This window comes from Micromonospora sonchi (assembly GCF_014646235.1).
GTDB lineage: Bacteria > Actinomycetota > Actinomycetes > Mycobacteriales > Micromonosporaceae > Micromonospora > Micromonospora sonchi.
This window is the reverse complement of record NZ_BMNB01000017.1, coordinates 1-26167: the sequence shown is the minus strand read 5'-3', so window position 1 is coordinate 26167 and position 26167 is coordinate 1. Positions and strand designations below refer to the sequence as shown.

Below are 26167 nucleotides of genomic sequence, written 5' to 3'. Positions count from 1 at the left end.
CGGTCGCTGCCGCCTATCCTGGCCCGAGTGTTAACAGGGGGCCCCTCCTCTACCGCAGGCGTTAAAAGGGGGCCCTTCCTTACGGTTGGGGGGCGCGTGCTGGTCGTGCACGGGGTGTGGGTGGCCGGGCCGGGGCTGGCCGTCTGGGCCGAGGACAGCACCCGGCCGACGGAGGTGGCGCGTCGGCCCGGTCGGGCGCCCCGGGAACGTCCGCACCCGTTCGCCGCCGAGCACGCCACGCTGGTCGCCGCGCTGGCCGGAGCAGCCGAACCGACGGACCTGGGCACCGCGTTGCTCAGCCTGCCCACCCGCGCCGGCTCGCCGCTGGACTCGCCGGAGCTGGTCCGGACCTCCGACGTGCCGCCGGCCCGCGGCCCGGTCACCCTGGCCGGCTGGCGGGTGCCCATCCTGACGTACGCCCCAGACGCCGCGTTGCCGCTGCTCCGTGCCCTCGACGGGCTGGCCGCCGCGTCCGGCGCGAGCCTGCGGCACCTGGCCGAACTGGGCGCCTTCGCCGCCGACCTGGCCACCCGGGGCCGCGTCCTGCCCGGCCTCGCCGACCTGCCCGACCCGGCGCATCCCACCGCCGGCGCCGGACCGGCACGCCGCGTTGCCTCGGCTGGGCCGGCACGCCGCGCTGCCTCGGCCGGGCCGGCACGCCGTGTCGCCAAGGAAGACGGCGTGCCGGCCCGCGCGGTGTGGCGACCGCTGCTCACCGGGACCGACGCCGCCTGGGCGCGGGCGCTGGCGCTGGCCCTGCCGCCGGCCACCCGCGCGGTGGTCGAGGCGGACCTGTCCGGGATGCCGGCCGCCGAGGGCACACCGGATGCCGCCCACCCCCGCCGGAGCGGCCGGTCCCACCGTGACCGGACCCGCCCGGCCGGCGGCGCGTCCCGCCCGGCCGCCGACGCGCCGGGGTTGCTGGTCGCCGACGCGCTCGACGCGCTCACCGACGCGGCGGTGCGGGCGGCCCTGCCGGAGGCCACCCTGAGCCGAGGGGTGCGGAACACCGGCGCGGTGGCACCCTGGCTGGGCGCGCTGACCGGGCTGCGTCGCGAGTTCACCGCCGACCCGGCGGCGCTGCACACCCTTCGTGATGAACTGGACGCCTGGCAGCGCGACGCCGCCGGCGGGTCGGTACGGGCCAGTTTCCGGCTGATCGAGCCGGCGACCGAGGAGATCGACGACCCGCTGACCGTGCTCCCCGCCGACCTCGACACCGCCGTGGCGACCCCGGACACCTGGCGGGTGGAGTTCGGCCTGCGCGCGGCCGACGAGCCGGGCCTGCACGTCGACGCCGGCCAGGTGTGGCGCGGCGCGGGCCGGCCCGTCGCCGGCGACAATCCACAGGAGACGCTCCTGGCCGAGCTGGGCCGGGCCAGCCGGCTCTGGCCCGAGCTGGACGCGGCGCTGCGCACCGCCACGCCGGAGGCGCTGGAGCTGGACACCGAGGGCGCCCACCGGTTCCTGCGCGAGGGCGCGCCGATGCTGCACGCGGCCGGCTTCACCGTGCTGCTGCCGTCCTGGTGGCGACGGCCCTCGGCGCGGCTCGGCGCGCGGTTGCGGGCCGGCTCCCGCCCCGCGCCCGGCACCGTCACCGGTTCCGGCGACCGGGTCGGACTCGACGCCCTGGTCGACTACCGCTGGGAGGTGGCGCTCGGGGACCAGCCGCTCACCTCGGACGAGCTGGCCCGGCTGGCGGAGCTGAAGACCCCGCTGGTGCGACTGCGCGGCCGCTGGGTCGAGCTGGACCCGAAGCGGCTCGCCGCCGGGCTGCGCCTGCTGCGCTCCAGCGGCGAGCTGACCGTCGCCGACCTGCTGCGCCTGGGCCTCGCCGACGGAGAACAGCCGGACGCCCTGCCGGTGCTGGAGGTGACCGCCGACGGGGCGCTGGGTGATCTGCTCGCCGGCTCCGTGGAGCGCCGGCTCGCCCCGTTGACCGAGCCGCCGTCGTTCCACGGCACGCTGCGGCCGTACCAGCGGCGGGGGCTGGCCTGGCTGGCGTTCCTCCAGTCGCTCGGCCTGGGCGGGGTGCTCGCCGACGACATGGGACTCGGCAAGACGGTGCAACTGCTGGCGCTGCTCGCCGCCGACCCGCCGGAGGCCGGGCCGACCCTGCTGGTCTGTCCGATGTCACTGGTCGGCAACTGGCAGCGAGAGGCCGCACGGTTCACGCCGACGTTGCGCGTACACGTGCACCACGGCGCGCAGCGGGCGCGGGGCGAGGGTTTCGCGACCGCCGTGCACGCGGCGGACCTGGTCCTCACCACCTATTCGGTGGCTGCCCGGGACGCGGCTGACCTCGCCGGCATCGACTGGAACCGGGTCGTGCTGGACGAGGCGCAGGCCATCAAGAACGCCGCCACCCGGCAGGCCGAGGCGGTCCGCGCGCTGCCGGCCCGGCAGCGGATCGCGGTGACCGGTACGCCGGTGGAGAACCGGCTGGCCGACCTCTGGTCCATCATGCAGTTCGTCAACCCGGGGTTGCTCGGCCCGGCGGCGACGTTTCGCAAGCGGTTCGCCGAGCCGATCGAGCGGCACGGCGACGCCGAGACCGCGCAGCGGTTGCGCCGGATCACCGGACCCTTCGTGCTGCGCCGGCTCAAGACCGACTCGTCGATCATCTCCGATCTTCCCGAGAAGCTGGAGATGGAGGTCTTCTGCAACCTCACCGCCGAGCAGGCGGCGCTCTACCGCGCGGTGGTCGACGACATGCTGGCGCGGATCGAGTCCAGCGACGGCATCGAGCGGCGCGGGCTGGTGCTGGCCACCATGACCCGACTCAAGCAGGTCTGCAACCATCCCGCGCAGCTGCTGCGCGACGACTCCCCGCTCGCTGGGCGCTCCGGCAAGCTGGCCCGGCTGGAGGAGATCCTCGACGAGGTCCTCGCGGCGGGGGAGAAGGCCCTGCTGTTCACCCAGTACGCGGAGTTCGGCGGGATGCTGCGCGGGCATCTGTCGGCCCGGTTCGGCCGGGAGGTGCTGTTCCTGCACGGCGGGGTCACCAAGGCCGACCGCGACGGCCTGGTCGCGCGGTTCCAGTCCGACGACGGACCCGCCCTGTTCGTGCTCTCCCTCAAGGCCGGCGGGACCGGGCTGACCCTGACCGCCGCCAACCACGTGGTGCACGTCGACCGGTGGTGGAACCCGGCGGTGGAGGACCAGGCCACCGACCGGGCGTTCCGGATCGGACAGCGCCGCCGGGTGCAGGTCCGCAAGTTCGTCTGCGCCGGCACGGTGGAGGAGAAGGTAGCCGCGATGATCGCCGAGAAGCGAGGGCTGGCCGCGTCGGTCGTCGGCACCGGCGAGCAGTGGATCACCGAGCTCTCCACCGCCCAGCTGCGCGAACTGTTCACCCTGGAGGCCGGGGCGGTGGCCGAATGACCCGCCCGACCGGGGCCGGGCGTACCGGCCGGGCCGCCGGTACTGGCCGGGCCGCCGGTACCGGCCGGGCCGCCCGGGACGCCGCTGCCGCCGGGGGACCGGGCGGCGACGCGGAGCAGCGGGGCTCCTTCGCCGACTACGGGCCGCCGCGCCGGGTCGACGGCGGGTTACGGGCCCGCAGCGCCCGGGGCGCGATCGGGGTGTCCTGGTGGTCCCGTCGGTTCCTGGAGGTGCTGGAGTCGTTCGCGCTCGGCACCCGGCTGACCCGGGGCCGGTCGTACGCCCGCGCCGGCCAGGTGCTGCAGCTCGACATCGCACCCGGTGCGGTTAGCGCGCTCGTGCAGGGCTCGCGGGCCCAGCCGTACCGGGTCCGGATCGCACTGTCGCCGTTCCCGGCACGGCTGTGGAGCCGGATCGAGAAGCAACTGGCCGCCCAGGCGTTCTTCAGCGCCCGGCTGCTCGCCGGTGACCTGCCGGCGGAGTTGGAGGAACTGTTCGCGGAGGCCGGGGCACCGCTGTTCCCCACCACCGTGGCGGAGCTGGACCAGCACTGTTCGTGCCCGGATTTCGCGGTGCCCTGCAAGCACCTCGCGGCCACCTTCTACCTGCTCGCCGAGGCGTTCGACGCGGACCCGTTCGCCCTGCTGCACTGGCGTGGACGGAGCCGGTCCGAGCTGCTCGAGCGACTCCGCGAGCTACGCGGCGCCGACGCGGAGGCGGCGGGACGCACGGCGGCGCCACGCTCCGCCGGGCCTCAGGAGCTCGACACCCGGCCCCGGCGCCTCGGCACCCAGCGCCGAGGCGACCACCCCGACGGCGACTCCGCCGACGCTGAGCCGGTCACCGACGTTGAGCCCGACACCGGTCTGCCGGCCGGGTCGCGGTCGGCGCCGGTCACGACTGCCGGGCCGCGGTCGACGCCGGTCGCGTCGGCCGGTGCGGTCCGAGCCCTCGCCGACCTGCCCGACGCGCCGATCGCCGGTGTCGTAGACCGGTTCTGGCTGTCGCCGGTGCCGCTGCCGGACCGCCCACCGACGCTGGCGAGCAGCCCGGACCTGCTGCTTCGGCAGCTCGGTGCGCCCGCACCGGCGATCGGCGGGCCGGGCCTGGTGGAGCGCCTGCGGCGGGTATACCGGCAGCTCGATCGGTGACCGGACGGGCGGTCACAGCCAGCGTTGCCGGAACCGCCACATGAGCACCGCGTTGGCCAGCAGCACCACGGCGCAGGCCGCGCCGGCCGACCGCCCGAACACCACGGTGGTCGCCGGCAGCGACGCCCACAGCACGATGGTCAGCAGCAGCAGCCATCGGCCGTGCCGGAGCCGGGCCCGCTGGTCGAGCCGGGCGAAGAACGCCGGATCGCTCTCTCGCAGGTGGCGGGTGATCTGCTCGAATCTACGCTGATCCTCTTTGCTGAGCATGTGCCTTCCCCTCACGCGTTCAGCAACGGCGTGGCGGAATACCCGCTGAGGTCGGAGCTCACGCGCTCTTCCTGGTGCTACTTGCGCCAGGCCGGAAAACCCCGCCGCCCGCGCTGCCCAGTGCGGCCCTGTGCGGCGGTGCGGCCAGTGTGGCGGAATGCGCCGGTGCGGCGGAGTGCGGCAAATGCGGCGGAGCGCGGCAAATGCGGCGGAGCGCGGCGCTCCGTACCCGAACCGGCCGTTGTCCGCCGGGTCCGCTTCCCGCTCCCGGCGGGCGTCACCTGGCCCGACGGGGCAGCGGCAGGTGTCCCGGCACCAGCGCGGGGGCCAGCGTGATCCCGGCGTCGCGCAGCGCGTCGATCAGGGTGGTCTGCACCAGATAGGAATCCGGCAGTTGCCAGCGGGCCTGTTCCGGCGCCACCGCCCAGCGGACCTGCCCTTCGGCCAGTCGGGTGGGCGGCGCGGCGACCCACGAACCGGGGCCGTGCCGCATCACGTGCCGGCAGTGCTCCAGCTCGGGGCGCAGCGGGTCACCCGGACGGACCAGGAACATCCAGCGCGCCGTGGGCGTGACCAGCACCGGTCCGCGTACGCCCGGACCGACGGGGTGCGCCCGCACCGCCTCCAGGACCCGCCGGCCCAGGTCAGCCGGTACCTCCAGCACGTCGAAGGAGCGGCCGGTGGGCAGGAGTATGCCGTGCGGGCGGGAGCGCCACCAGGTGGCCACCCGGGCGGGGTCGGCGCTGGCGGCGTGCTCCCAGTCCTCCAGTGCGGGATGGCAGCCGACGGTCGGGCAGCCGGCTCGGCCGCAGACGAACCGGCTGCGCGCCAGGCAGGCGCCGGGGGTCACCGTCCAGCCGTGCATCGCGTACCGCACCGCGACCCGGCGCAGCCGCACCCGTTCCAAAGGTGACAGCGGTGCCACACTCGGCCCGACGTTTGCCCACATTGGCGTCATCTCCTCTCGCCGGACCATTCTGGTGCGGCTCGTATGTCGAACACCGTCACTGCCCTGGTCCGCGATCGTTCATCTGGGCAAGGTGACCGATGCAACTTGCACGAAAAGTACGAGGGTCAGCCGTACGGCTGACGCACAACCTGTGCGACCAGTGAAAACGTGAGATACGGACGGATCGACGCGCCCGCTGAACGGCTCCCGGGACGGCCGAGGCAGCAGCAGGGGAGGACTGACAAGATGGACGAACTGCCCATCGGACGGCGGGTGGCTTACTGGCGGGGCCGGCGAAAAATGTCGCAACAGGTCTTCGCCGACCGATTGGGCAAGTCGAAGAGCTGGGTCGACAAGATCGAACGAGGCGTACGGCGGCTGGACAAGTTCTCCGTGCTCTACGAGATCGCCGACATCCTCCAGGTGGACGTGCAACTGCTGCTCGGCAAGGACCCGGAGCGGCGCACCGACGCGCTGAACTGCATCGACCAGTTCGAGGTCGAGGAGATCCGGGCGGCCCTGGAGACGTACGACTCGGTCAGCGCGTACTTCAGCACGGCGCCGTGCCCGCCGCCGCTGGCGGACACCGGCAAGGCGGTCACCCACGCCTGGCTGACCTACCAGTACGGCCGCTACGGGATGCTCTCCCGGGCGCTGCCCAAGCTACTGCGCGACGCCCAGGCGGCCGACGTCGCCTACGCCGGCGGTGACCAGGCGGAGCGCGCCGCCCACCTGCTCGGGCAGGTCTACCAGATCGCCTCCTCGGTGCTCCGCAAGCTCGGCGAGTGCGAGCTGGCCTGGCTCGCCGCCGACCGCTCCATCGCGGTCGCCCAGCGCGCGAACGACCAGTTGCTCGCCGGCGTCGCCACCACCCGGGTCTGCAACGCCCTGGTCGCGATGGGCCGTGCCCGGCCGGCGCTGGAGCTGAACGTCAACATCGCGAACCGGCTCGACCTCGGTGGCACCAACGGCAGCCGTCCGGAGCGCCTCTCGGTCTACGGGATACTCCTGTTGCAGGGGGCGATGGCCGCTGCCCGCATCGGCGACACCTCCACCGTGGACGACCTGCTCGGCGAGGCCCATGCGACGGCGGAGGAGCTCGGCAGCGACCAGAACCACTACTGGACCTCGTTCGGGCCCACCAACGTGGAACTGCACCGCGCGGCGGCCGCCGTCGAGCTGGGCGACGGTGGGCGGGCGATCGAGGTGCACCGGCAGCGGATCCAGCAGACGCGGTTGGACGCCCTGCTCCCCGAGCGCCGGGCGCATCACCTGCTCGACCTGGCCCGAGGCTTCGCCCAGATCGGCGATGTGGCCAACGCCGGCGAGATGCTGCTGCGCGGTGACCGGCTGGCTCCGTCCGAGATCCGCTGCCGGCCGATCGCCCACGAGGTGATGTCGGACATCCTGCGTCGCACACGTGGTGCGCCGCCCTCACTGATCGCAGAGTTAGCTGAGCACATGGGAGTAGGAGTATGACCACGGGGCCGGCCTGATGACCGGTTCGCACCGCCATGACGGGCACCGCGAGGTGCTCTACATCATCGCCTGCGGCTCGCCGCTGGCCCGAGACGTCGGCCGACTCGTCGAGCTGGCCCAGCAGGACGGTTGGGACGTCTGCGTGGTCACCACGCCCGACGGCGCCAAGTTCGTCGACCGGACCGCGGTGGCCCGCCAGACCGGCCACCCGGTGCGTACGCACTACAAGAACCCCGGGGATCCGGACGTGCTGCCGTCGGCCGACGCCATGATCGTCTGCCCGGCCACCGTCAACACGGTCAACAAGTGGGCGGCCGGCATCACCGACACCCTCGCCCTCGGGCTGCTGGTCGAGGCACAGGGCCGGGGAGTGCCCCTGGTCGCCGTGCCGTACACCAACGCGGCGATGGCCACCCACCCCGCCCTGCTGGCCGGCATCGCCCGCCTCACCGACTGGGGGGTGCACGTGCTCTTCGGCGACGACGTCGTCCCGTTGCACCCGCCCGGCACCGGCGAGCGGCACCAGCACACCTTCCCCTGGGCCCTCGCCCTCACCGCCCTCACCGCCGCCCGCGTCGGGTGCAAGGAAGGGCCCCTTGTTAACGCCTCAGGTAGTAAAAGGGTCCCTTCTTAACACCTCGGCCGCCCGCCCCCGGGCGGTCGCCGGAGAGCGGGGAAGGACCGCGCCCGAGGGTGCGGGGAGACCCCGGGTGCGCCGAGGTCGGCCAGGTGACGTCCCGTGATGCCGCCGACGCCGGTAAGCTGGCCCGCCGTGAGCACAACCACGGCCCTGCCGACCGTCGCCGACGTCGTGGCCGAGCTGGAGCGGCGCTACCCGCCGGCCTGGGCCGAGGAGTGGGACCGGGTCGGGCTGGTGCTCGGCGAGCCGTACGCCGCCGTACGCCGGGTCCTCTGCGTCGTCGACGTGGTCCCCGAGACGGTCGCGGAGGCGCTCGCCGCCGACGTCGACATGATCGTCGCGCACCACCCGCTGCTGCTTCGCGGCGTCTCCTCGATGGCGCCGACGACGTACAAGGGCCGGATCATCCACCAGCTGATCAAGGCCGACATCGCGCTGTACGTCGCGCACACCAACGCCGACGTGGCCGCGCCCGGGGTCTCCGACGCGCTCGCCAACCGGCTCGGGCTGGTCGACCTGCGCCCGCTGCAACCGTCCCGGCCGGGCACGCCCGCCGCCGGGTCGGGACGCGGCACCGGCCGGATCGGCCGGCTACCCCAACCGATGGCCCTGGCCGAACTGGCTCGGCACGCCGCCGCCGTGCTACCGGCCACCGCCGCCGGCGTACGCGCCGCTGGAGACCCGGACCGGGCCGTGCGTACGCTCGCGGTCTGCGGCGGTGCGGGAGACAGCTTCCTGGCCGACGCGACCGCCGCCGGGGTGGACGCCTACCTCACCGCCGACCTGCGTCATCACCCGGCCGGTGAGCACCTCGCCACCAACGGGCCGGCGCTGCTCGACGCCACCCACTGGGCCACCGAGCGGCCCTGGCTGGACGACCTGGCCGCGGTGCTGCGGACCGCACCGGGCGTCGATACGCTGGTGTCCGACCTGGACACCGGTCCGTGGACCGTGCACGCCACCGCACCCTCAGCGAGTGAACCCCGCACCGGACCAACCCCGTAGCGGACGACAAAGGAGCCCTGACCGTGAAGGCTGACCCCCAGGTCCAGCGTCGCCTGCTCGACCTCCAGGCGATCGACACCGCCCTCGCCCAGCTCGCCCACCGCCGGCGGACGCTGCCGGAACGGGCCGCGCTGGAGGCCCTGGCACGGGAGTTGTCCGCCCTGGAGGACGAGCGGGTCCGCGCTCAGGTGGCCGTCGACGACCTGGACCGGGACATCTCCCGCATGGAGAAGGACGTCGATCAGGTGCGGGCGCGTAAGGCCAAGAACGAGGCCCGGCTGGCCGCCGGCACCGGCCCGGCCCGCGAGCTGGAGGCACTCCAGCACGAGCTGGTCTCCCTCAATCGCCGGCAGAACGACCTGGAGGACGCCGAGCTGGAGCTGATGGAACAGCGCGAGACCGCCCAGTCCGTGCTGGACGGGGTGGAACAGCGGCTGACCGAGGTGCGCGAGCGGCGGGCCGTCACCGAGCAGCGCCGCGACGAGAGCCTCGCCGAGATGGGCCGCGAGGAGGAGTTCAAACGCTCCGCCCGGCAGCCCCTCGCCAACGACCTCCCCGCCGACCTGGTGCAGCTCTACGATCGGATCCGCACCGACAGCGGGCTCGGCGCGGCCCTGCTCGCCGCCGGTCGCTGCGGCGGGTGCCGGCTGGATCTCTCCGGCGCCGACCTGGGCCGGATCCGCAAGGCAGACCCGGACGAGGTGATCCGCTGCGAGGAGTGCCGCCGGATCCTGGTCCGCACCAACGAGTCCGGGCTGTAGCCGGTGGCGCCGCGTACGCTCCTGATCGAGGCCGACGGCGGCGCCCGGGGCAACCCGGGCCCGGCCGGCTACGGGGCGGTGGTCCGCGACTCGGCCACCGGCGAGGTGCTGGCCGAGCGCAGCGAGGCCATCGGCATTGCCACCAACAACGTCGCCGAGTACCGGGGACTGATCGCCGGCCTGACCGCCGCCGCCGAACTGACCGCCGACGAGGTGGAGGTCCGGATGGACTCCAAGCTGGTGGTCGAGCAGATGAGCGGCCGCTGGCAGATCAAGCACCCCGGGCTGCGGCCGTTGGCCGCCGAGGCCGCCCGGCTGGTCGGCCGGTTCACGGCCGTCCGGTTCGAGTGGATCCCCCGGGACCGCAACACCCACGCCGACGCCCTCGCCAACGCCGCCATGGACGCCGCCGCGGCAGCCGGCACCACCACGCCCGCTGTCGAACCACCACGCGTGGTCGAGCCACCGCGTACGCTCAGCGGCCCGCAGCCGACCGGTGGCGGCGCGGCAACGACCGCCGCCCGGGCCGAGGCACCGGGCGCCGACCTGACCACCGCCCCGGTCTCCTGGGAGCCGCGACCCAGCTTCACCGCGACCCGACTGATCCTGGTCCGGCACGGCGAGACCGAGTACACCGAGCAGGGCCGCTACTCCGGTCGCGGCGACGTCGCGCTCTCGCCGAAGGGCCAGGCCCAGGTGCGGGCCACCGCCGCCCGGGTGGCCGCGCTCGCCCCGGACGCCGCGGCCGTGGTCAGCTCACCGCTGTCGAGGTGTACGGCCACCGCGGAGGCGATCGCCGCCGCCATCGGAGAGGTGCCGGTACGCCGCGACGACGACCTGATCGAGTGCGACTTCGGCGCCTGGGAGGGGCGCACCTTCGCCGAGGTACGCGAACAATGGGCCGGTGAACTCGACGCCTGGCTCGCCTCCACCCGGGTCGCCCCACCCGACGGCGAGTCGTTCGCCGAGGTCGCCGTGCGGTGCGCGCGGGTGACCGAACGGCTCTGTGCGGCGTACCCCGGTCAGACCGTCATCCTGGTCTCGCACGTCTCGCCGATCAAGCTGATGCTGCGCGACGCGCTCGCCGCCAGCGACGCCTTCCTGCACCGCCTCTACCTCGACGCGGCCGGCATCTCGATCTTCGACCGTTGGCCCGACGGCGGCCTCGCCGTCCGCTCCGTCAATGACACCGCCCACCTCGCCGAGGTGTAAGGAAGGGCGCCTTATTAACGCCTGGTGTATAGGAAGGGCCCCTTCTTAACACCCCGCACACCCGCTGGCGGCGGCTCAGGCGAAGGCGCGCCAGAGCAGGTAACCACCGATGAGGGTGCCGAAGACCACGATGACGGTCTTGAGCACCACCGGCGGCAGCCGGCGGACCAGCCGCGCGCCGGCGTACCCACCGATCAGCGTCGCCGGCGCGATCAGCGCGACCCCCGCCCAGTTCACCGGGCCGGCGAAACTGAAGACGAGCACCGTGGTCAGGCCGACGAGGGCGGAGAGCAGATTCTTGATCGCGCTCACCCGGGCCAGCGTCGCGTCCAGCACCAGGGCCAGGCCGGCGACCAGCAGCACCCCGACCGCCGCGCCGAAGTACCCGCCGTACAACGCCGCCAGCGCCACCACGACCTGGACGGTCACCGCTCGCCGGCGCGGCGCCAGGTCGCGCGGGTGGCCGACCAGCCGGCGCAGCGGATCCTGGAAGGCCAGCATCGCGGTCGCCGCGAGCACCAGAAACGGTACGACCATCTCGAACGCCCGAGCCGGGGTGACCAGCAGCAGCGACGCCCCGACGAGCGCAGCGACGACCGCGGTGGGCACCAGGCTGACCAGCAGCCGCCCGCGCGGCAGGTCCATCCAACTGCCCGCCACGGCGGCGCCGTAACCCGGGGCGACCGCAACCGAGTTGGTGACGTTCGCCGCCACCGGCGGCAGCCCGATCGCGAGCAGCGCCGGAAACGTGATCAGCGAACCACCACCGGCGACCGCGTTGACGGTGCCAGCGGCCAGCCCGGCGGCGAGCAGCAACGCGGCTTCCGCAAGATCCATGACACCATGAGGCTAACCCAGCCGCCCCGGTCCGTACCCTCACCTGCCCCGGATCGCTGCTGCCCGGGGTCGCTGGTCCGCGGGGTCGCTGCTGCCCGGGTCGCTGGTGCAGCAACTTCGGGGAAAGTGCTGCCTCAACCCTGCCGGGAGGCCGCACTTTCCCCGAACTTGCGCGACGCCCGGCGGTGCGGGGTGGAAATCGAAAGGCCTGGCGCGCCGTTAGTATGGGTGCGCGACGGACGAGTCGACCGGGCGGTCGCGTCGGCGGGCAGCAAGCCCGCCGCCGAGGAACGTCCGGACTCCACAGGGCAGGGTGGTTGCTAACGGCAACCCGGGGTGACCCGCGGGACAGTGCCACAGAAAACAGACCGCCGCCCCAAACTGGGACGGTAAGGGTGAAACGGTGGGGTAAGAGCCCACCAGCACCCCGGGTGACCGGGGTGGCTCGGTAAACCCCACCCGGAGCAAGGCCAAGAAGGGCCGTCACCGCAAGCTGACGACCCGCGCAGACGCTAGAGGGCGGCCCGCCCGATGTCTGCGGGTAGGCCGCACGAGCCTGTCGGCAACGGCAGGCCGAGATGGATGGCCGCCGCCGGCGCCAAAAACCTCTTCGGAGGTACGCGCCGCGCACAGAATCCGGCGTACAGGTCGACTCGTCCGTCGCCCACCAGATCAGAGCCCCGATCAAGGCTCTGAGCTGGCTGTTTATCCGGTGCTGTTGGTTGACCTTGGTCATCGTTGGGTGGCGTTTGACGGCCTGGCCACGGCCTGAGACGGCCTGGAGACGGCCTGAGTGCTGGCTCAGCGGCACACTAGCGGCGCGAAACGACGTGTGGCGGCCCGCTGATCATGACGGCGCTACGGCAGGATAGGGACGTGTCGCGACGTTTAAACCGACGCGGCACTTCCGATACGAGTAGTGGAGACCGAGTGGCGCTCCGATTCAGGTTGGGACTTCCAGCCCACACGCCAAAGGTCCACGCGCCGTTCACTCCCGGGCAGATCGCGGTACTTCGTCGCTGGCAGGCTGCTCCTGTCGCCGAACACATGAGGTGCCCGCGTCACGGGGACGTACGGCGCAAGAGTTCGGATCTCGTTCCAGAGGTCAGCGGTTGGCGCTGTGCATTCCGGACGCCGGACTATCCCGATCTGACCTGTTCATACGTGGTCGACTGGGCCTACGCCGGGATGTTGGACGAGAACGATGTTCGGCTGCTGGAGGAGATGTCGGTTGACGTCGTCGAGGTGTCGTTTGACGACGACTCGGACGAACCCTTGAACGTCTTCTCCGACCATGACCTTCTCCTAGCTTTCCACGATGAGGTCGACCTTGATTGGGAAGAGGTCGCCGAGCGCAGCGCGCTTGATCAACGGCGAGGTCTTGTCATCACGCAGAGCACAGTCCTGGAGGATCTCCTCAGTGACGTGATCCTGCAGCTGGAGGAACCTGATGATGCCGAGGCGCGTCGGAGCGAGCTAGACCAGTGGATGATCGGCAAACGCCTAAAGCGTGTCGAGTCGCTTCTGGCTAACGGCGCATCGCCCGAGGAAAACCGCAGCTTCCCACGCGAGGAGCTATGGGCCGCGATCCGGCGCCGCAACGAGCTAGCGCACGGAGACATCACCCGGGTCACCAGCGACCCTTACCCGCGGCCCGACGGACCGGGCAGAGCCCTGCAAGTGGAGTGGCGCCTCGTAGACCGCCGGACCCGCGAATCGCGACTGATCACCATGGCCGGACTACGCGAGGACGTGTATGCAGCGATTGCGGCATACAAGAGTCTTCTTCGGTGGACTGTGGCCAACCTTAGCGACTAGACCCGCATGCCTTGCCGGTGTTGCGGTGGGATCTGTGGGCCGTGCCGCTGGTCGTTGTGGTATCGGGGCACTTCCCTGCCGGTGGGTCTGCTTGCGTGATCCCGCGACACGGTGGCAAGCCAGTCCTGGGGTTGGACTGGCGCGGCAGGCGGAAGCCCCGACCATCCGACCAGAGTGGCCCCGCCGGCTTCCGTCACGGCCTCGCTGAGGCTGGTTCCTCTTCCCGTGGGGGCGGTGTCCCGGCGGCTGTCGGTGGCTCACCGCCCCGGCGCCGTAGGCGGCCGGGGCGGCTTGCCGCCGGCCGGGCTTGCCGCCCTGCACCGCGCGGAGCGCGGTGCCTTGATCTAGAAAAGAGGAAATCGGCAATAGGATCGGATGAATCCGGGGCGGGAAGATACGCGGGGCTCTCGGTGCTGCCCGGGGCGGAGGCTGACGGGATGGCAACCATCATCCCGGAGCGCCCGGGGCCCCGCCGAAGGCACCCAGGTGTCGGTGACCACCCGAAGGATCTGCTAGGTCCAGCGCTCAGCCCCAGGGCCGAATTCAGGATGTCAACCTCAGTAGAGGTAAGAGTAGTGCTCTGCCATGTCCCTCTTGTGATTCAATGCGACGTCGATGGCCGTATCTACCCCTTCTAGGAAGTTGGCCACGCCCGCCATAGCCTCATGAAACTTACTTACGTCGATGTACTCGATGCCCTCTAGAGTGGGCCGACCATCACGCCGCCTGTTGTACCGGAACTCCTGGCCGTCCTTGTCTAGCTGCGTCAGCTGGCCGATAATGCGAGAGACGTTGCGAACATTTGCGCTCTCGCTCTCGCCGTGAGCCTCAATGATGAGCGGCTTAATCTTGTCCCACAGTCTCGCGATGTTGTGACCCGTCTCGACGGCTACCGGCCGTCCAAGTAGTTCTTGCAAAGCAGGTAGCAGGTCCTTGAGGCGCAATTCGATGTGATGGCGCCAGCACATACCAAACGGGAAGATCAGCAGGTCAATCTCGTGGTGTCGTTCGGCTATCTGGCTCGCGATAATCTCTGCCGCAAGCCGGTAGCCTTGAATCGGGCCGTACGGGTTACCGTTCTGCCATCCGATACATGCCATGTACTGCCAGACTTGACCTATGCCTCGTAGGCCGTGGGCGCCAGTCGGCCACACCATCTCCAGGTCACCGTCGTCGTCCAACGCGAACTCCACCTCCTACAACAGTTTCACCCCGCCAGGCTCTCGCTGCCAGCCTGTTTCTTGATGAAGTAAAGAAGCTCTATGCTCTGTGGTTATGGGCTGACGTGGCCTACGTGATATGCCCTGACAACTGCTTCGACGTGATCTCCCCGTCGAATGACCTTCTCCCGCTCGATCAGCGTTGTTCCGATCTCAACCTGGAACAGTGTTGCTAGACGCTCATCCGCAGATACCTCTCGCTGACTGGCGTCTAGCTTGTCCGGCGGGTTTTGCGTTTGCGGCGTTGCGTATGTGCCCCTGCCGTGTTCGGTGGCGGCCAAGCCCTCTTCCCGTAAAGCGGCTATCGCCTTGCGGATAGTCCCGCGCGCTACCCGGAACTCAGCGGTGAGGATGCTTTCGGCTGGCAGTAGGGCACCGGGCGGGATCGCACCGCTCTCGATCCGCTTTCGCAGATCGTCGGCGATGACCCGATAGCGGGGCTGTCCGTAGTGCGGGGTGGGCACCTGCTCACCGTACCTGGCACTTGTCTTACCAAGTGCCAACCACGGGCACCGTTTTGATGTGTAGACAAGTCGTCCACTTGTAGGTACGTTTCCGGGTGTGCGGCCGGGATGACGGCGTGTATCAGGGGTGGTGCTGCGTCGGCCTGGTCGTGCATGAAGGCGCGGCGTCCTGGTGGGCCGGTTGCGGTGGCCGCGCGTACGTGGCTCGGCGATACCCGACCCGTCCGGTGTCGGACGGTGCGCCGTGCCCCCTGTCGGGCCGGCGGCCGATTGGTCCCCCTGGTCGGTCGCCGGCTCCCTACGTGTGGAGGTGCGATGCCTGGCTCTCATCGTCGACGTCCCTGGTTCTCGTCCTGGCGTTTACGTCGACGGGTAGACCGAATCATCCCTGCGGCAGGCAGCCGTCATACCGAGGCCAATCCCGCCGGCTATCGGATTCCGTCGCGCTGGTCGGCGGGATGGACCCGGGAGCTTCCGGCGCTGCGTCCGCCGCCCTTCATGACCCTCGGCCAGGCGTACCGGGGCAACGGTGGGAGGTGGCCGCAGTGAGTACGCCACGCCAGCCGACGAGGCCGCCTGTACATCCGGACTGGTGTGCGTCAGATCGGTGCGGGCATTTGATCCCGCCGGTGTTGTCGCACATGCAGCGGCGTCACCGGGGCGCATCGCTGAAGGTCGGTGACGCCTGGGCGTCCGGGTCGGTCGTGTCCTACCTGGTCGGGTCCGATGGCCAGGTTCCGCGGGTCATGGTGCACGTGTCCTGCCGGATAGGCGCTCCCTGGGCGGAACTTCCTCTCTCTCAGGTCAGCCAGTTAGTGGAGCAACTGCGGTCGCTGCTGGTTCAGGCCGGGCAGCAAGGGGGCGAGCATGGCGACGAGTGACGAGCCCACCGGCGCGCGGCCGGCTAGGGCAGCGAAGGGCGCCGAGTGTCCCGACTGGTGTCGGGGCTGTGGGCCGAACGACCCGATGCATCGGGGGCTGCTCGCCACGGTCGGCAGCGAGCGTAGCGGCTGGGTGAGTGTGCAACTGCTCCTCGACCGGTTCCGCCGCCGCGACCCGGTCGTCAAGGTCGACGCGACCCGCTCCGGCGCCACGGAATCCGTGCTGCTCTCGCGGGTACAGCTCGACCGGCTGATCTACGAACTGACCTACGTCCGGTGGCGAGTGATGACCAAGGGGCGACCGTTGGAGGGCAACTATGACCGCGACTGATCGCCGCAGCACCCTCCGTGCTCCTACCGCTGCGCATCGTCCGCGTCGGCCGGCCGTGGCGGTGGATCCGGTGCCGGAGCGGCCGGCGGGCGGGACCACCTGGCAGTCGTTGGAACGTCTAGGGGGTACGGTGACCGGTGTGCATGGCCGGGACTGGCGCCCTCGTTACCTGCAACTCGCTGAAGAGTTGCGGGTCAAGATCACGAGCGGGGAACTTGCCCCCGGCACCCTGATGCCCTCCGAAACCGAGTTGGCCGACACGTCGGGGCTGTCGCGCACCAGCGTCCGCAACGCCATCCGCCAGCTTCGCGAGTGGGGCCTGGTCCGCGCGGAGCAGGGGCGCGGCACCTACGTACGGGCACCCCGCCAGCGGGTACGCCGCCGCAACGCGGAGCGGTACCAGTGGGAGAAGGACAGGGTCCTGCTCGACGAGGAGGAGCGGCTCAAGACCGGCGCGACCGAGCACGACACCGGCCTGACCGTCGACGACCTCAAATTCCATGCCGAGTTCACCCGCGTGGAAGCCGATGCGGACATGGCGGCGGCGTTGCAGGTCGAGCCGGGTACGCCGCTGCTGCGCCGGGTCTACTGGACCTCGTCCCGGCACGAGAACGCGCCGCTGACCATGTCCTACTCGTACTTGCCCTACGACCTGGTGGCCGCAAACCCGGACCTGCTCGACGCCAGCAACGAGCCCTGGCCCGGCGGTTCACAGCACCAGCTCTACACCATCGGCGTCGAGCTGGACCGCATCGACGAGGAGGTTCGTGCACGTCCGCCGTCGCCGGATGAGGCCGAACTCCTCGACATCGACCCCGGCGTCTCCGTGCTCACCGTGCGCAAGACCTCCATCGACACCACCGGCCGCGTCGTCGAGGTGGCCGACGTGGTGATGCCGGGCGACCGGACGGAACTGGTCTACTCCCACAAACTGCAACGGTGGAAAATTTGACACGTCTCGTCTCGGTCATCACCCCCGTCCACGCGCCCAGCGTCGAGTACCTGACCGGCGCGTACGACTCGTTGGTCAAGCAGGAGATGCCCGACGGGTGGGGCTGGCAGTGGCTCGTCCAGGAGGACGGGCAGACCGGAGCATTGGCTCAGGTGCTGCCGGGCGACCCTCGCATCAGCCTCGGCGGCGGTCGTCCCGGCGGGCCGGGTGTCGCCCGTACCCTCGCTCTGTCCCGCGTGACCGGCGACCTGGTCAAGGTGCTCGACGCGGACGACCAACTCACGGCCGGCGCGCTCGCCCGCGACATCGCCGCCTTCGACGCTCATCCGCACATCGGCTGGACGACCTCGCGCGTCCTGGACCTGATGCCCGACGGGTCAACCGTCGGATGGGACCAGGACCCGGCCGCCGGAACCATCGCCCGCGGTGCCGTCCTCGCCTTCTGGCAAGCCAACGGCTACCGCGCCCAGGTCCACCCCGCCACCCTCTGCATCCGCCGTGATCTGCTCCTGGCCCTCGGCGGCTGGATGGCGCTGCCGGCCTCTGAGGACACCGGCCTACTTCTGGCGGCCAGCGCGGTCAGCGAGGGCTACTTCACCCGCGAACACGGCCTGCTCTACCGCAAATGGCCCGGTCAGGTCACCAGCCAAGCCGCCCACCGTGAACCCATCGAGTACGAAGGCCGCATGAAAATCATCGAGGCCAGAGCCGTAGCCCTGGCCTCGATGCTGCCGAATGGGCTACCGGTAACACCTGCCGCGTAGCCTCCTGGCCGGCATCCCGTAGGTAAGCTGCCGCACCTTCATCGCCGCCTCGTAGGTGTCGCGGATGGCTGGCCAGGCGTCTCCCCGGCATATCGCTCGACGGCCTGAAGCGCCGAGTGCTACCCGCCTGCAATTGAAATTGCTGAAAATTGAATGCCTAGAAGGGCGGATCATCTTTGGATCGCGGGGGTTGCACTTCAAGCCTTCGGGCTTCATACAATGCCTTGGCTGTGCTGAAAGCGGTGCTGAAAGAGTCGTAGTCGAGCCACGTCTTCTCGCTCATGTGTTCATGCCATCGCGGTTCGTTAATCCGCAGAATTGGGATGGCGTATCCTGGGTCGGTCGCAATTAGGTGCGTAGAGGTGATGACCCATTGCGGCGGGCAGTACTGGACCACACTGGTCAGCGGCTCGAAGCTTCCGCCTGTCGCTGAACGGTGTGCCAGTTCCAAGAGTTCTTTGAGGTCAGCGAACACTTTCCCAGGGTTGTAGAGATGGTCGCCGGGGTATTGGGCCAGTGAAACCAGTTCTTCCGCCAGGGCGATAAGCACATCTTCGGCGTCTTGTTCATTAGACCAGGCGATCCGTCGGACCTCACTACCCCCCACGTCCTCTAACCGTAGGAACAGATCCTCGTCAGGGTGTGGTGGCTCGTTAAATTGCGGATCGCCGCTTGGCGTTTCGAACCACAGGTAAAGGCTGGTGTATTCGATCTTTACTCTGCAGCCTTCGTGGCTAATTAGGCCGAGCTTACGCGCTCGTGTCAGCGCGTCAAATAGGCTCCGGTGCGAAGGCATTTCGCCAATGTCCGAGAACTTCTGATTGTCGATTTGTCGGCTTGCGGCCAGTCGTCGTGAAACGGCATCGGCGAGTTCTTCCCGCGTCTTTCGGATCTCACCTTGAGTGTTAGCTACCTCTTCCGACAGCGAGGCCAGTTCGGCCGCCGCTGCGACCTGGCGGCTCTCAATCTCCTTCTGCGCTTCTTGGACATTGTCGAATCGTTGCTCGATGTGTCTGCCGAAGAGTGCCAGTGGTGCGAATAGAAAAAGAGCGGTCCCCGCATTCACCAGCGTGCCTGACCACCATGGGTCTTCGACCGAATGCGACAAGTACAGCACCAGTGCGCCGAGTAACACGGATCCAGCGGCGGTCAACCACCTGTTCCGAAAGAGCCACTTCAGCACGCTACCCCCACCCTCTTCGTCGGCCTGTCGATGGTAATGACCAGGTTCAACCCGTGTGGGTGCAGATGATCAAGCCCCTGCTGCCGCAGCTTGTTATCGCGACCTCGGCGTAACTTGTTGACTTGTCTGCCAAGTGCCGTCTACCTTGGACCGCAACTTGGCAGACAAGTTACAACCTGGAGGTTGAGCGATGGCTCTGCGTGGCGGTACGAGGTTCGCCGTGCGGTTCGAGGACGTGTTCCCGGCGGGGTGCGCGTTGGTGCCCGAGTCGCTGGGTGAGGTCGAGGACTACGACGAGAAGACGGGCCGGCGGTCCCCGGCCAAGGACAAGCTGACCGGCCAGCGGGTGTGGCAGGTCCGGGTGATGGACCTTGACCCTGAGCTGGGCAAGCGGTCGCGGGAAACGACGGTGAAGATCTCGGCTGACTATCAGCCGGTGCCGCCGACGGGTGCGCCGTTCGAGGCGGTGGAGTTCGACGGGATGACGGTCACGCCGTACGTGGCGAACAACGGTCGGATGGCGTATTCGCTGCGGGCGACCGGGCTGCGGGCTCCGGTGGTCGGCGGCAAGAAGGCGGCGGCGTAGCCGCATCTGGTGGGGGCGGGGCTGTCTGGTCTTGGCGGACGGCAGCCCCGCCCCCTGGTGTCTCTTCCCCTGCTCTGTCGAGAGAGGTCGTGACGTGTCCAAGGGTAGGCGTCGGGCTGGCCGTGGCTGGCCCAGGTGTGCCGTGTGTCGAGCCTGGTCGCTGCGGGGTGCCAGGTGATCGGGCGGCCTCGCGGTGAAGTGGTGATGACCTCGGCCGGGGATCTGATGGTGATCCGGCCGAAGCGGTTCGAGTTGCCGCTCTGGGCGGTGCTGCTTGGCCTGGTGCTGCGCTGGTCGGGTCGGCTCGTGTGGTGGTGTCTGCGGCATCCGGTGGCCACCGGCTCGGCGGTGCTGGCGCTGTGGCTGTTCGTCGAGTTCGGCTGGTCCGGCCTGGTGGTGCCGCTGGTGCTCGGGTCGGCGGCCTCGGCGGTGTGGCGTTGGCGGGACGAGTCGTCCTGGTGGACCTGGCTGGCGGGTCCGCTGCTCGGGGCGTTCCGTCGGGTGTTCGTGTACCGGCGGGTGTGGCGTGAGGTCATGACGCTGTGCCGGCTCGCCGACATGTACGACCATCGGCCTGTCCTGCCGCAATTGCTGCGGGTGCGTTCGGATCAGGCGCTCGACGTGCTGACTGTCCGTATGGTCCGGGGCCAGACGCCGGAACAGTTCCAGGCGGTCAGCGCCAACCTGGCGTACGCCTTCGGTCGGCGGCACGTCCGGGTCTACTCGGAACGTCCCGGCGACCCACCGGCCCGCACCGGTCGGGCTGCCTGGCTGCTGCGGCTTGTCGATCGGGTGCGGTACCGGGATCGGCCGACGCTGGTCTACCTGGCGGTGGTGCGTACCGATGCTCTGCGCACCGTGGTTCCGCCGTTCGACGTGCCGGCGGTGCCGGACTTCACCGCGCTGCCCCTGGCCCGGCGGGAAGACCTGCGCCCCTGGTCGCTGCACCTCCTCGCGACGCATGTTCTCGTCGGTGGGGCGACCCGCTCCGGCAAGGGGTCGGTGTTGTGGTCGCTGGTGCGGGTGCTCGGCGGCGGGATCGCCTCCGGCCTCGTCCGGCTCTGGGTGATCGACCCCAAGGGCGGGATGGAATTCGCGCTCGGCCGTCCGATGTTCGCCCGGTTCGCCTGCAAGTCGTTCGAAGCCATGGCCGACCTCCTCGACGAGGCCGTCACGGTGCTGCGGGAGCGGCAGAACCGGCTTGCCGGCACGGTACGGGTGCACACGCCGACCGAGACTGACCCCCTGGTCGTGGTCGTCGTCGACGAGATGGCCGCACTGACCGCGTACCTGCAAGATGTCGAGCTGCGTAAGCGCATCGCGTCGTCGCTCGGGCTGCTGCTGTCCCAGGGGGCCGGCGTCGGCGTCCTCGTGGTGGCCGCGTTGCAGGATCCGCGTAAGGACGTGCTGCCGTTTCGGGACCTGTTCCCGACCCGCATCGCGCTCGGCCTCACCGAGGCGTCCCAGGTCGACATGGTTCTTGGCGATGGTGCCCGCAACCGGGGCGCGCTGGCTGACCAGATGCCTCGGTGGGCCAAGGGCGTCGGGTACGTGATCCTCGACGGCACCCCGGACCCGATGCGGGTCCGGTTCTCGTACGTCTCCGACGACGACATCCGCGCCATGGCCCGGCAGTACCCGGCACCGGTCGACGCGGCGGACATCCTCGCCCAGGTCGGCCGGGAAACGGCCCCCGAACCGGCCCGGCCTCCGCTGCCGCGCAAACCGTCCGGCCCGCTGCTGCCCGAATCGCTGCGCAACCTCCTCGACCGCGACACCGGCGGTGAGGGCCGATGACCGCGACTGGTCGCCGCTTCTACCGGCTTCGTACCCCCGAACCGGTAACCGCCGTCTCCGTCCGCGTCGACCCGGACCGACCCGACCCGTACCCGATCTATCTCGCCGTCGGCGCGGGCCGGCGACGCATGTCCCTGACCCCCGATGAGGCGTGGGCGCTGTGGCGCTGCCTCTCCGAAGCGGTCGCCTCCCTCGGCACCCCGCCCGATTACATCCGCACCGACATCCGACCGGCCCGGAGGTAACCGCCGTGAACACCCTCACCCGCGTCATCAACCGGCTCCGGCGTCTGCTGCGCATCCGGCTCGTCGGCCCCGCCCACCAGACCGCCGCCGCACTGCACGGCCTGGCGCACATGGTCAACCGCCGCCACGACATGAACGGCCGGCGCATCCGCATCGACCTGACCATCCGCGAAAAGCCGTTGGAGGAGTGGCGATGAACGCGCGCACCGAATCCGCGGTACGCCTGGTGATCCTGCTCGCCATCGGCACCATGGCCGGCGCCGCCGCCTTCACCCACGTTCACGACCTGTCCGTTGCCCACGGCCAACCGCACTGGATCGGCTGGGCCAACGCCGTAGCCGTCGAGCTGATGGCGATTTACCTCGGCCTGGAACTACGCGCCCGCCGTCGCACTGGTCGCCCCGTCGGCCTGGTCGGCTCGCTCCTGGTGGCGTTCGCGCTGCTGTCCCTCGCCGCCCAGGTGGCGGGCGCCGAACCGTCGGTGTGGGGTTGGATCGTGGCGGCGGTGCCGTCGCTGGCCTTCCTCGCCCTGGTCAAAGTCGTCCTCTCCAACGCTCCGGTCACCCCGCCGGCCGTCGAGCCGGACCAGCCGACCGCGTACCGGACCGAGGAACCTGAGCTGGCCACCGCCATCGAACCGGTCCGCCCGGCTGAGTCGACGCCGTCCGTCGTCCCGGCGGTGCTGCCTCCCCGTGTTGTTCAGCCCAACCGGCCGCATGTCGTCGGGATCATCCGATGACCGTTGCCACCCTGCCCGGCCTTGAACCCGCCCCGACCCCGGCTGCGCCACCTCGGCCGGGGTCGCGGGCGGCCCGCATGGCACTACCCCGCTCGGTCGACGTCCTCAAGGAGATTGCGGCCGAGTACGGCGTCTGCGTCCGCCCTCTTGCGATGCGCCGTACCGACTTGAACACCGGGCTGACCGAGGTCATCGACCTGCCCTGCGGTGCGACGCGGGAGGACAAGTGCGCGCCGTGCGCGAAGAAGAATCGCCGGCTGCGGCAGGCCCAGATCCGGGAGGGCTGGCACCGCGACGACGAACCGCTACCGCCACCGGACCCGGCGACCGAGGAACAGAAGGCGCTGATCCTGCTACGCGGTCACCTGGAGTTCTCCCGCGACGAGGCATCCCGCGCAAGCCAGTGGGACCAGGTCGAAGACCTCGACGAGGCAATCCGCGAAGTCGAAGAAGCCATCACGGCCGAAGGACTCCGGGGCCGCGTCGCCCCGCCACACGCAACCGGCGACGACGACCAGGCCGACGACGACAACGGTAGACGCCGCAAGCGATCCACCCGCCGTCGCCAGGACGCCCCCGACCTACCTCGCCGCAAGGTCGAGCGCCGCACCGTCGGCAAGACCTACACCGCCCCCGACGGCACCACCTACCGCCCGTCGATGTGGCTGACCCTCACCCTCGACTCCTACGGCCCGGTCCGCCCCGACGGCACCCCACTCAACCCAGACAGGTACGACTACCGCCGCGCCGCCTGGGACGCGGTCCATTTCCCCCGGTTGCTCGATCGGTTCTGGCAGAACCTGCGCCGCTGCGAGGGATGGAACGTCCAGTACGCCGGCTGCGTCGAGCCCCAACGGCGCCTCGCCCCACACGCACACTTCGCCATCCGGGGCACGATCCCGCGTGACGTGCTGCGCACCGTGGCGGCGGCCACCTATCACCAGGTGTGGTGGCCGGCGGTCGACGTTCAGCGGTACACCCTCGACCGGCTCCCGGTCTGGGACGAACAGACCTCGGCATGGGTCGACCCCGACACCCGCGCGCCGCTGACCACCTGGACGGAAGCCCTCGACACCATCGACGACGACCCGGACGCCGAACCGGTGCACGTCGTGCGCTTCGGCTCCCAAGTCGACGCACGCGGCGTCATGCCCGGCACCGAAGACGCCGAACGGACCATCCGCTACGTCACGAAGTACATCACCAAACACACCGGCGACGTCCACAAGATCACCACCGACCGGCAACGCAAACACCTCGACCGGCTCTGGCAGCAACTCCAGATCACCCCCTGCACCGATCGCTGCGCGAACTGGCTGCTCTACGGCATCCAACCGAAGCGGGCACACGCGAAACTCAAGCCGGGCCGCTGCAAGGGCAAGGTCCACCAACGGGACACCCTCGGCATCGGCGGCCGGCGCATCCTCATCTCCCGCGACTGGTCCGGTAAAACGCTGAGCGACCACAAGCACGACGTACGGGCCTGGGTACGAGCGCTGCTCGGCGTCACCGTCGGCCTTGATGGCGTCGACGACCAGGGCGCCACCGTCGAACCAGTCCGGCACGCCTGGGAACTCGCCCGACCCGACGATCCCGACGTGGGGCCGCTGGCACACCGGCTGCTCCGGGCGATCGGCGAACGCGCCCGCTGGCGCTCCGAACTCCTCGCCGCCAAGGACCGCGCCGCACAGCCGCCGTCGAGCACATCACTGGACGGAACGACGCACGACACGGGGGAGGGGCAGCAATGAAGACGATCGACGAGCTGTGGACGATCCGAGACGTGTCGGCGTACCTGCGGGTGCCCGCTGAGACGCTGTACCGCTGGCGCAAGGTCAAGTACGGCCCGCCGGCGGCCCGGGTCGGTCGACACCTGCGGTACGAGCCGGATTCGGTCCGGGCGTGGGTACGTGAGCAGGCGGCGGCCTGATGGGGCACGTAGAAGATCGCTGGTACAAGGTGATCCGGCACCCTGGCGGCCGGAAGGAACGGATCAAGTCGGATCTGTTCGGCAAGGGGATGCGCTACCGGGTTCGGTACATCGGCCCGGACGGCAGGGAGCGTAGCCAGTCCTTCCCGGACCGGGCCAAGCGGGACGCTGAGGCGTTCCTCGTCTCGACGGAGACGGACAAGCTCCGGGGCTCCTACGTCGACCCGAAGGCCGGCCGAATCACCTTCGCCGAGTACGCGGAGGACTGGCTCCGGACGCGCTCCTTCGACGAGTCGACCCGGGAGAGCACGGAGTTCCGAGTACGAAAGCACCTGGTGCCGTTTTTCGGCTCTCGGCAACTGGCCTCGATCAAGCCGGGACACATCCGTGAGTGGGATGCCGGAATGGTCGGCAAGCTGGCCCCGGCGACCCGGGCCGTCGTCTTCGCACACCTGCGGACCATCCTCGGCGCGGCTGTCGACGACGAGCGGATCGCCAAGAACCCGTGTTCGGCCGCCTCGGTCAAGCCGCCACGGCCGGTACAACGTCGCGTCGTTCCGTGGCGGGCCGACGAGGTTTCGGCAATCCGCCGGGGCCTTGCTGAGCGGTACCGCCCGATGGTCGACCTGGGCGCCGGCTGCGGGATGCGACAGGGTGAGATCTTCGGTCTCGGCGTCGATGACATCGATTTCGCCTCGGGCTCCGTCCACGTCGTTCGGCAAGTCAAGGTGGTCCGCTCCCGGCTGGTCTTCGGCCTGCCCAAGAACGACCGGGACCGTCGCGTACCGCTGCCCGAGTCGGTGACTCAGTCGCTCAAGGAGCACGCCGACAAGTACCCTCCGCTGTCAATCACTCTTCCGTGGGAAGACCCCTTCAGCGACGAGCGGGTGACGGTGCCACTGGTCTTCACCACCACCCGACGGGGTGCGATCAAGCGGGCCACCTTCGACGGCAAGAGCTGGCGCCCGGCGGTCGAGGCGGCCGGCATCGTCCCGACGCGGGCTACCGGGATGCACGCGCTTCGGCACTTCTACGCCTCGGCGCTGCTCGACGCGGGGGAGAGCATCAAGGCCCTTGCCTCCTACCTCGGGCACTCCGACCCAGGCTTCACGCTCCGGGTCTACACCCATTTGATGCCGGCCAGCGAGGAACGCACCCGCCGCGCGATCGACGATCTATTCCGCTGACGCGTGCGCCGCTTGAAGATCAAGCTTTTGGATTTGTCGCGTCGGCGACATAGTTCACGGGTGGCTTTCTGGCAACGAAACGATCTGGTGTGGCGGATTGTCTGTGAAGTTGTTTAGGGTGCACTCATGAACTCTGCTAGCCGACAGGATGCGCGAGTCAAGGTTTGGTCTCGCTTAATTACGTCAAATCCTCCTGTTTGGGTCAAAACGGTGCGAGTGATTGAATCCGAAGTTTTTGAGAGGCAGGAAATCCACCTAGTACGGCAGCCGCCATTGGCGGTCTGACCTGCCGGGATGTGGTGGGGGCGTGCAACGTGGACGCAGCCGCCTGTTGATCATGTGTTTGTGAGGACAACAAAATCGAAGGCGGCTGCTGCTGCCA

25 protein-coding genes and 1 other RNA gene are annotated in these 26167 nt (G+C 70.0%); 20 read left to right on the top strand and 6 right to left on the bottom strand.

Translation table 11 applies throughout. From position 1 onward, the window contains the following. Window positions 1-96: 96 nt before the first annotated feature. Both IEY61_RS18605 and IEY61_RS18600 read left to right on the top strand, forming a co-directional pair. Complete coding sequence (locus tag IEY61_RS18605; RefSeq protein ID WP_189046070.1) at window positions 97-3384, top strand: DEAD/DEAH box helicase; 3288 nt, start codon at window positions 97-99, stop codon at window positions 3382-3384. Beyond that, window positions 3381-4535 (top strand): SWIM zinc finger family protein, encoded by a 1155-nt coding sequence (locus tag IEY61_RS18600; RefSeq protein ID WP_189046068.1) that lies wholly within the window; start codon window positions 3381-3383, stop codon window positions 4533-4535. Before IEY61_RS18605 ends, IEY61_RS18600 begins: the two co-directional genes overlap by 4 nt. A 12-nt stretch (window positions 4536-4547) precedes the next feature. On the opposite strand, the gene IEY61_RS18595 is transcribed toward IEY61_RS18600, so the two are convergent. After that, window positions 4548-4805, bottom strand: coding sequence for a DUF3040 domain-containing protein (locus tag IEY61_RS18595; protein WP_189046066.1), 258 nt, complete (start codon window positions 4803-4805; stop codon window positions 4548-4550). A gap of 277 nt (window positions 4806-5082) precedes the next feature. Further along, window positions 5083-5754, bottom strand: coding sequence for a bifunctional DNA primase/polymerase (locus tag IEY61_RS18590; RefSeq protein ID WP_189046064.1), 672 nt, complete (start codon window positions 5752-5754; stop codon window positions 5083-5085). A gap of 246 nt (window positions 5755-6000) precedes the next feature. On the opposite strand from IEY61_RS18590, the gene IEY61_RS18585 reads away from it, so the two are divergent. The 5 genes from IEY61_RS18585 (at window position 6001) to IEY61_RS18565 (ending at window position 10851) form a co-directional block, all read left to right on the top strand. After that, the gene (locus IEY61_RS18585; RefSeq protein WP_189046062.1) at window positions 6001-7233 is read left to right on the top strand and encodes a helix-turn-helix domain-containing protein; all 1233 of its coding nucleotides are present in this window, start codon (window positions 6001-6003) and stop codon (window positions 7231-7233) included. A 16-nt stretch (window positions 7234-7249) separates the two neighbouring features. After that, window positions 7250-7867 carry a flavoprotein gene (locus tag IEY61_RS18580; RefSeq protein ID WP_189046060.1) on the top strand — a complete coding sequence of 206 codons (618 nt, stop codon included), beginning with the start codon at window positions 7250-7252 and terminating at the stop codon, window positions 7865-7867. A 138-nt stretch (window positions 7868-8005) separates the two neighbouring features. Then, window positions 8006-8878: a Nif3-like dinuclear metal center hexameric protein gene (locus tag IEY61_RS18575; RefSeq protein WP_229706022.1), complete on the top strand. Its 873-nt coding sequence runs from the start codon at window positions 8006-8008 to the stop codon at window positions 8876-8878. 23 nt (window positions 8879-8901) lie between these two features. Next, window positions 8902-9639, top strand: a complete 738-nt coding sequence (locus IEY61_RS18570; protein WP_189046058.1) for a zinc ribbon domain-containing protein — start codon at window positions 8902-8904, stop codon at window positions 9637-9639. Window positions 9640-9642: 3 nt separating this feature from the next. Further along, entirely contained in the window at window positions 9643-10851 is a 1209-nt protein-coding gene (locus tag IEY61_RS18565; protein WP_189046056.1) for a bifunctional RNase H/acid phosphatase, read from the top strand. Between the two features lie 75 nt (window positions 10852-10926). Here IEY61_RS18565 and IEY61_RS18560 read toward each other — a convergent pair whose 3' ends face one another. Then, the gene (locus IEY61_RS18560; RefSeq protein ID WP_189046054.1) at window positions 10927-11688 is read right to left on the bottom strand and encodes a sulfite exporter TauE/SafE family protein; all 762 of its coding nucleotides are present in this window, start codon (window positions 11686-11688) and stop codon (window positions 10927-10929) included. A gap of 240 nt (window positions 11689-11928) precedes the next feature. Here IEY61_RS18560 and rnpB point away from each other — a divergent pair. After that, an RNA gene (rnpB, locus tag IEY61_RS18555) (RNase P RNA component class A) lies at window positions 11929-12348 on the top strand. A gap of 504 nt (window positions 12349-12852) precedes the next feature. Beyond that, complete coding sequence (locus IEY61_RS18550; protein ID WP_189046052.1) at window positions 12853-13506, top strand: hypothetical protein; 654 nt, start codon at window positions 12853-12855, stop codon at window positions 13504-13506. Window positions 13507-14063: 557 nt separating this feature from the next. Here IEY61_RS18550 and IEY61_RS18545 read toward each other — a convergent pair. Both IEY61_RS18545 and IEY61_RS18540 read right to left on the bottom strand, forming a co-directional pair. Beyond that, window positions 14064-14699: a hypothetical protein gene (locus tag IEY61_RS18545; protein ID WP_189046050.1), complete on the bottom strand. Its 636-nt coding sequence runs from the start codon at window positions 14697-14699 to the stop codon at window positions 14064-14066. A gap of 80 nt (window positions 14700-14779) precedes the next feature. Continuing rightward, on the bottom strand, window positions 14780-15190 hold the full coding sequence (locus tag IEY61_RS18540; protein ID WP_189046048.1) for a GntR family transcriptional regulator: 411 nt from the start codon (window positions 15188-15190) through the stop codon (window positions 14780-14782). A gap of 867 nt (window positions 15191-16057) precedes the next feature. On the opposite strand from IEY61_RS18540, the gene IEY61_RS31280 reads away from it, so the two are divergent. From IEY61_RS31280 to IEY61_RS18525, 3 genes are all read left to right on the top strand, one after another. After that, window positions 16058-16402, top strand: a complete 345-nt coding sequence (locus tag IEY61_RS31280) for a hypothetical protein (RefSeq protein ID WP_229706021.1) — start codon at window positions 16058-16060, stop codon at window positions 16400-16402. A 130-nt stretch (window positions 16403-16532) separates the two neighbouring features. Continuing rightward, complete coding sequence (locus IEY61_RS18530) at window positions 16533-17354, top strand: GntR family transcriptional regulator (protein ID WP_189046046.1); 822 nt, start codon at window positions 16533-16535, stop codon at window positions 17352-17354. Beyond that, window positions 17342-18118, top strand: a complete 777-nt coding sequence (locus tag IEY61_RS18525; RefSeq protein ID WP_229706020.1) for a glycosyltransferase family 2 protein — start codon at window positions 17342-17344, stop codon at window positions 18116-18118. Before IEY61_RS18530 ends, IEY61_RS18525 begins: the two co-directional genes overlap by 13 nt. Before the next feature lie 157 nt (window positions 18119-18275). Here IEY61_RS18525 and IEY61_RS18520 read toward each other — a convergent pair whose 3' ends face one another. Then, window positions 18276-19301, bottom strand: coding sequence for a hypothetical protein (locus IEY61_RS18520; RefSeq protein WP_189046044.1), 1026 nt, complete (start codon window positions 19299-19301; stop codon window positions 18276-18278). Between the two features lie 190 nt (window positions 19302-19491). Between IEY61_RS18520 and IEY61_RS18515 the strand changes: the two genes are divergently transcribed. The 8 genes from IEY61_RS18515 (at window position 19492) to IEY61_RS18480 (ending at window position 25785) form a co-directional block, all read left to right on the top strand. After that, entirely contained in the window at window positions 19492-19887 is a 396-nt protein-coding gene (locus IEY61_RS18515; protein ID WP_111241809.1) for a transcriptional regulator, read from the top strand. A gap of 204 nt (window positions 19888-20091) precedes the next feature. Beyond that, a complete protein-coding gene (locus IEY61_RS18510) occupies window positions 20092-21684 on the top strand; it encodes an FtsK/SpoIIIE domain-containing protein (protein ID WP_189046042.1) in 1593 nt (530 codons plus the stop codon). Then, window positions 21681-21929 carry a hypothetical protein gene (locus tag IEY61_RS18505; RefSeq protein ID WP_189046040.1) on the top strand — a complete coding sequence of 83 codons (249 nt, stop codon included), beginning with the start codon at window positions 21681-21683 and terminating at the stop codon, window positions 21927-21929. Before IEY61_RS18510 ends, IEY61_RS18505 begins: the two co-directional genes overlap by 4 nt. Window positions 21930-21934: 5 nt before the next feature. After that, a complete protein-coding gene (locus IEY61_RS18500; RefSeq protein WP_189046038.1) occupies window positions 21935-22126 on the top strand; it encodes a hypothetical protein in 192 nt (63 codons plus the stop codon). Next, entirely contained in the window at window positions 22123-22668 is a 546-nt protein-coding gene (locus tag IEY61_RS18495) for a DUF2637 domain-containing protein (protein ID WP_189046036.1), read from the top strand. The genes IEY61_RS18500 and IEY61_RS18495 overlap by 4 nt, the downstream gene beginning before the upstream one ends. Next, complete coding sequence (locus IEY61_RS18490; RefSeq protein ID WP_189046034.1) at window positions 22665-24419, top strand: replication initiator; 1755 nt, start codon at window positions 22665-22667, stop codon at window positions 24417-24419. Before IEY61_RS18495 ends, IEY61_RS18490 begins: the two co-directional genes overlap by 4 nt. Then, on the top strand, window positions 24416-24598 hold the full coding sequence (locus tag IEY61_RS18485; protein ID WP_189046032.1) for a helix-turn-helix transcriptional regulator: 183 nt from the start codon (window positions 24416-24418) through the stop codon (window positions 24596-24598). The genes IEY61_RS18490 and IEY61_RS18485 overlap by 4 nt, the downstream gene beginning before the upstream one ends. After that, entirely contained in the window at window positions 24598-25785 is a 1188-nt protein-coding gene (locus tag IEY61_RS18480) for a tyrosine-type recombinase/integrase (protein ID WP_189046030.1), read from the top strand. The genes IEY61_RS18485 and IEY61_RS18480 overlap by 1 nt, the downstream gene beginning before the upstream one ends. Window positions 25786-26167: the final 382 nt, after the last annotated feature.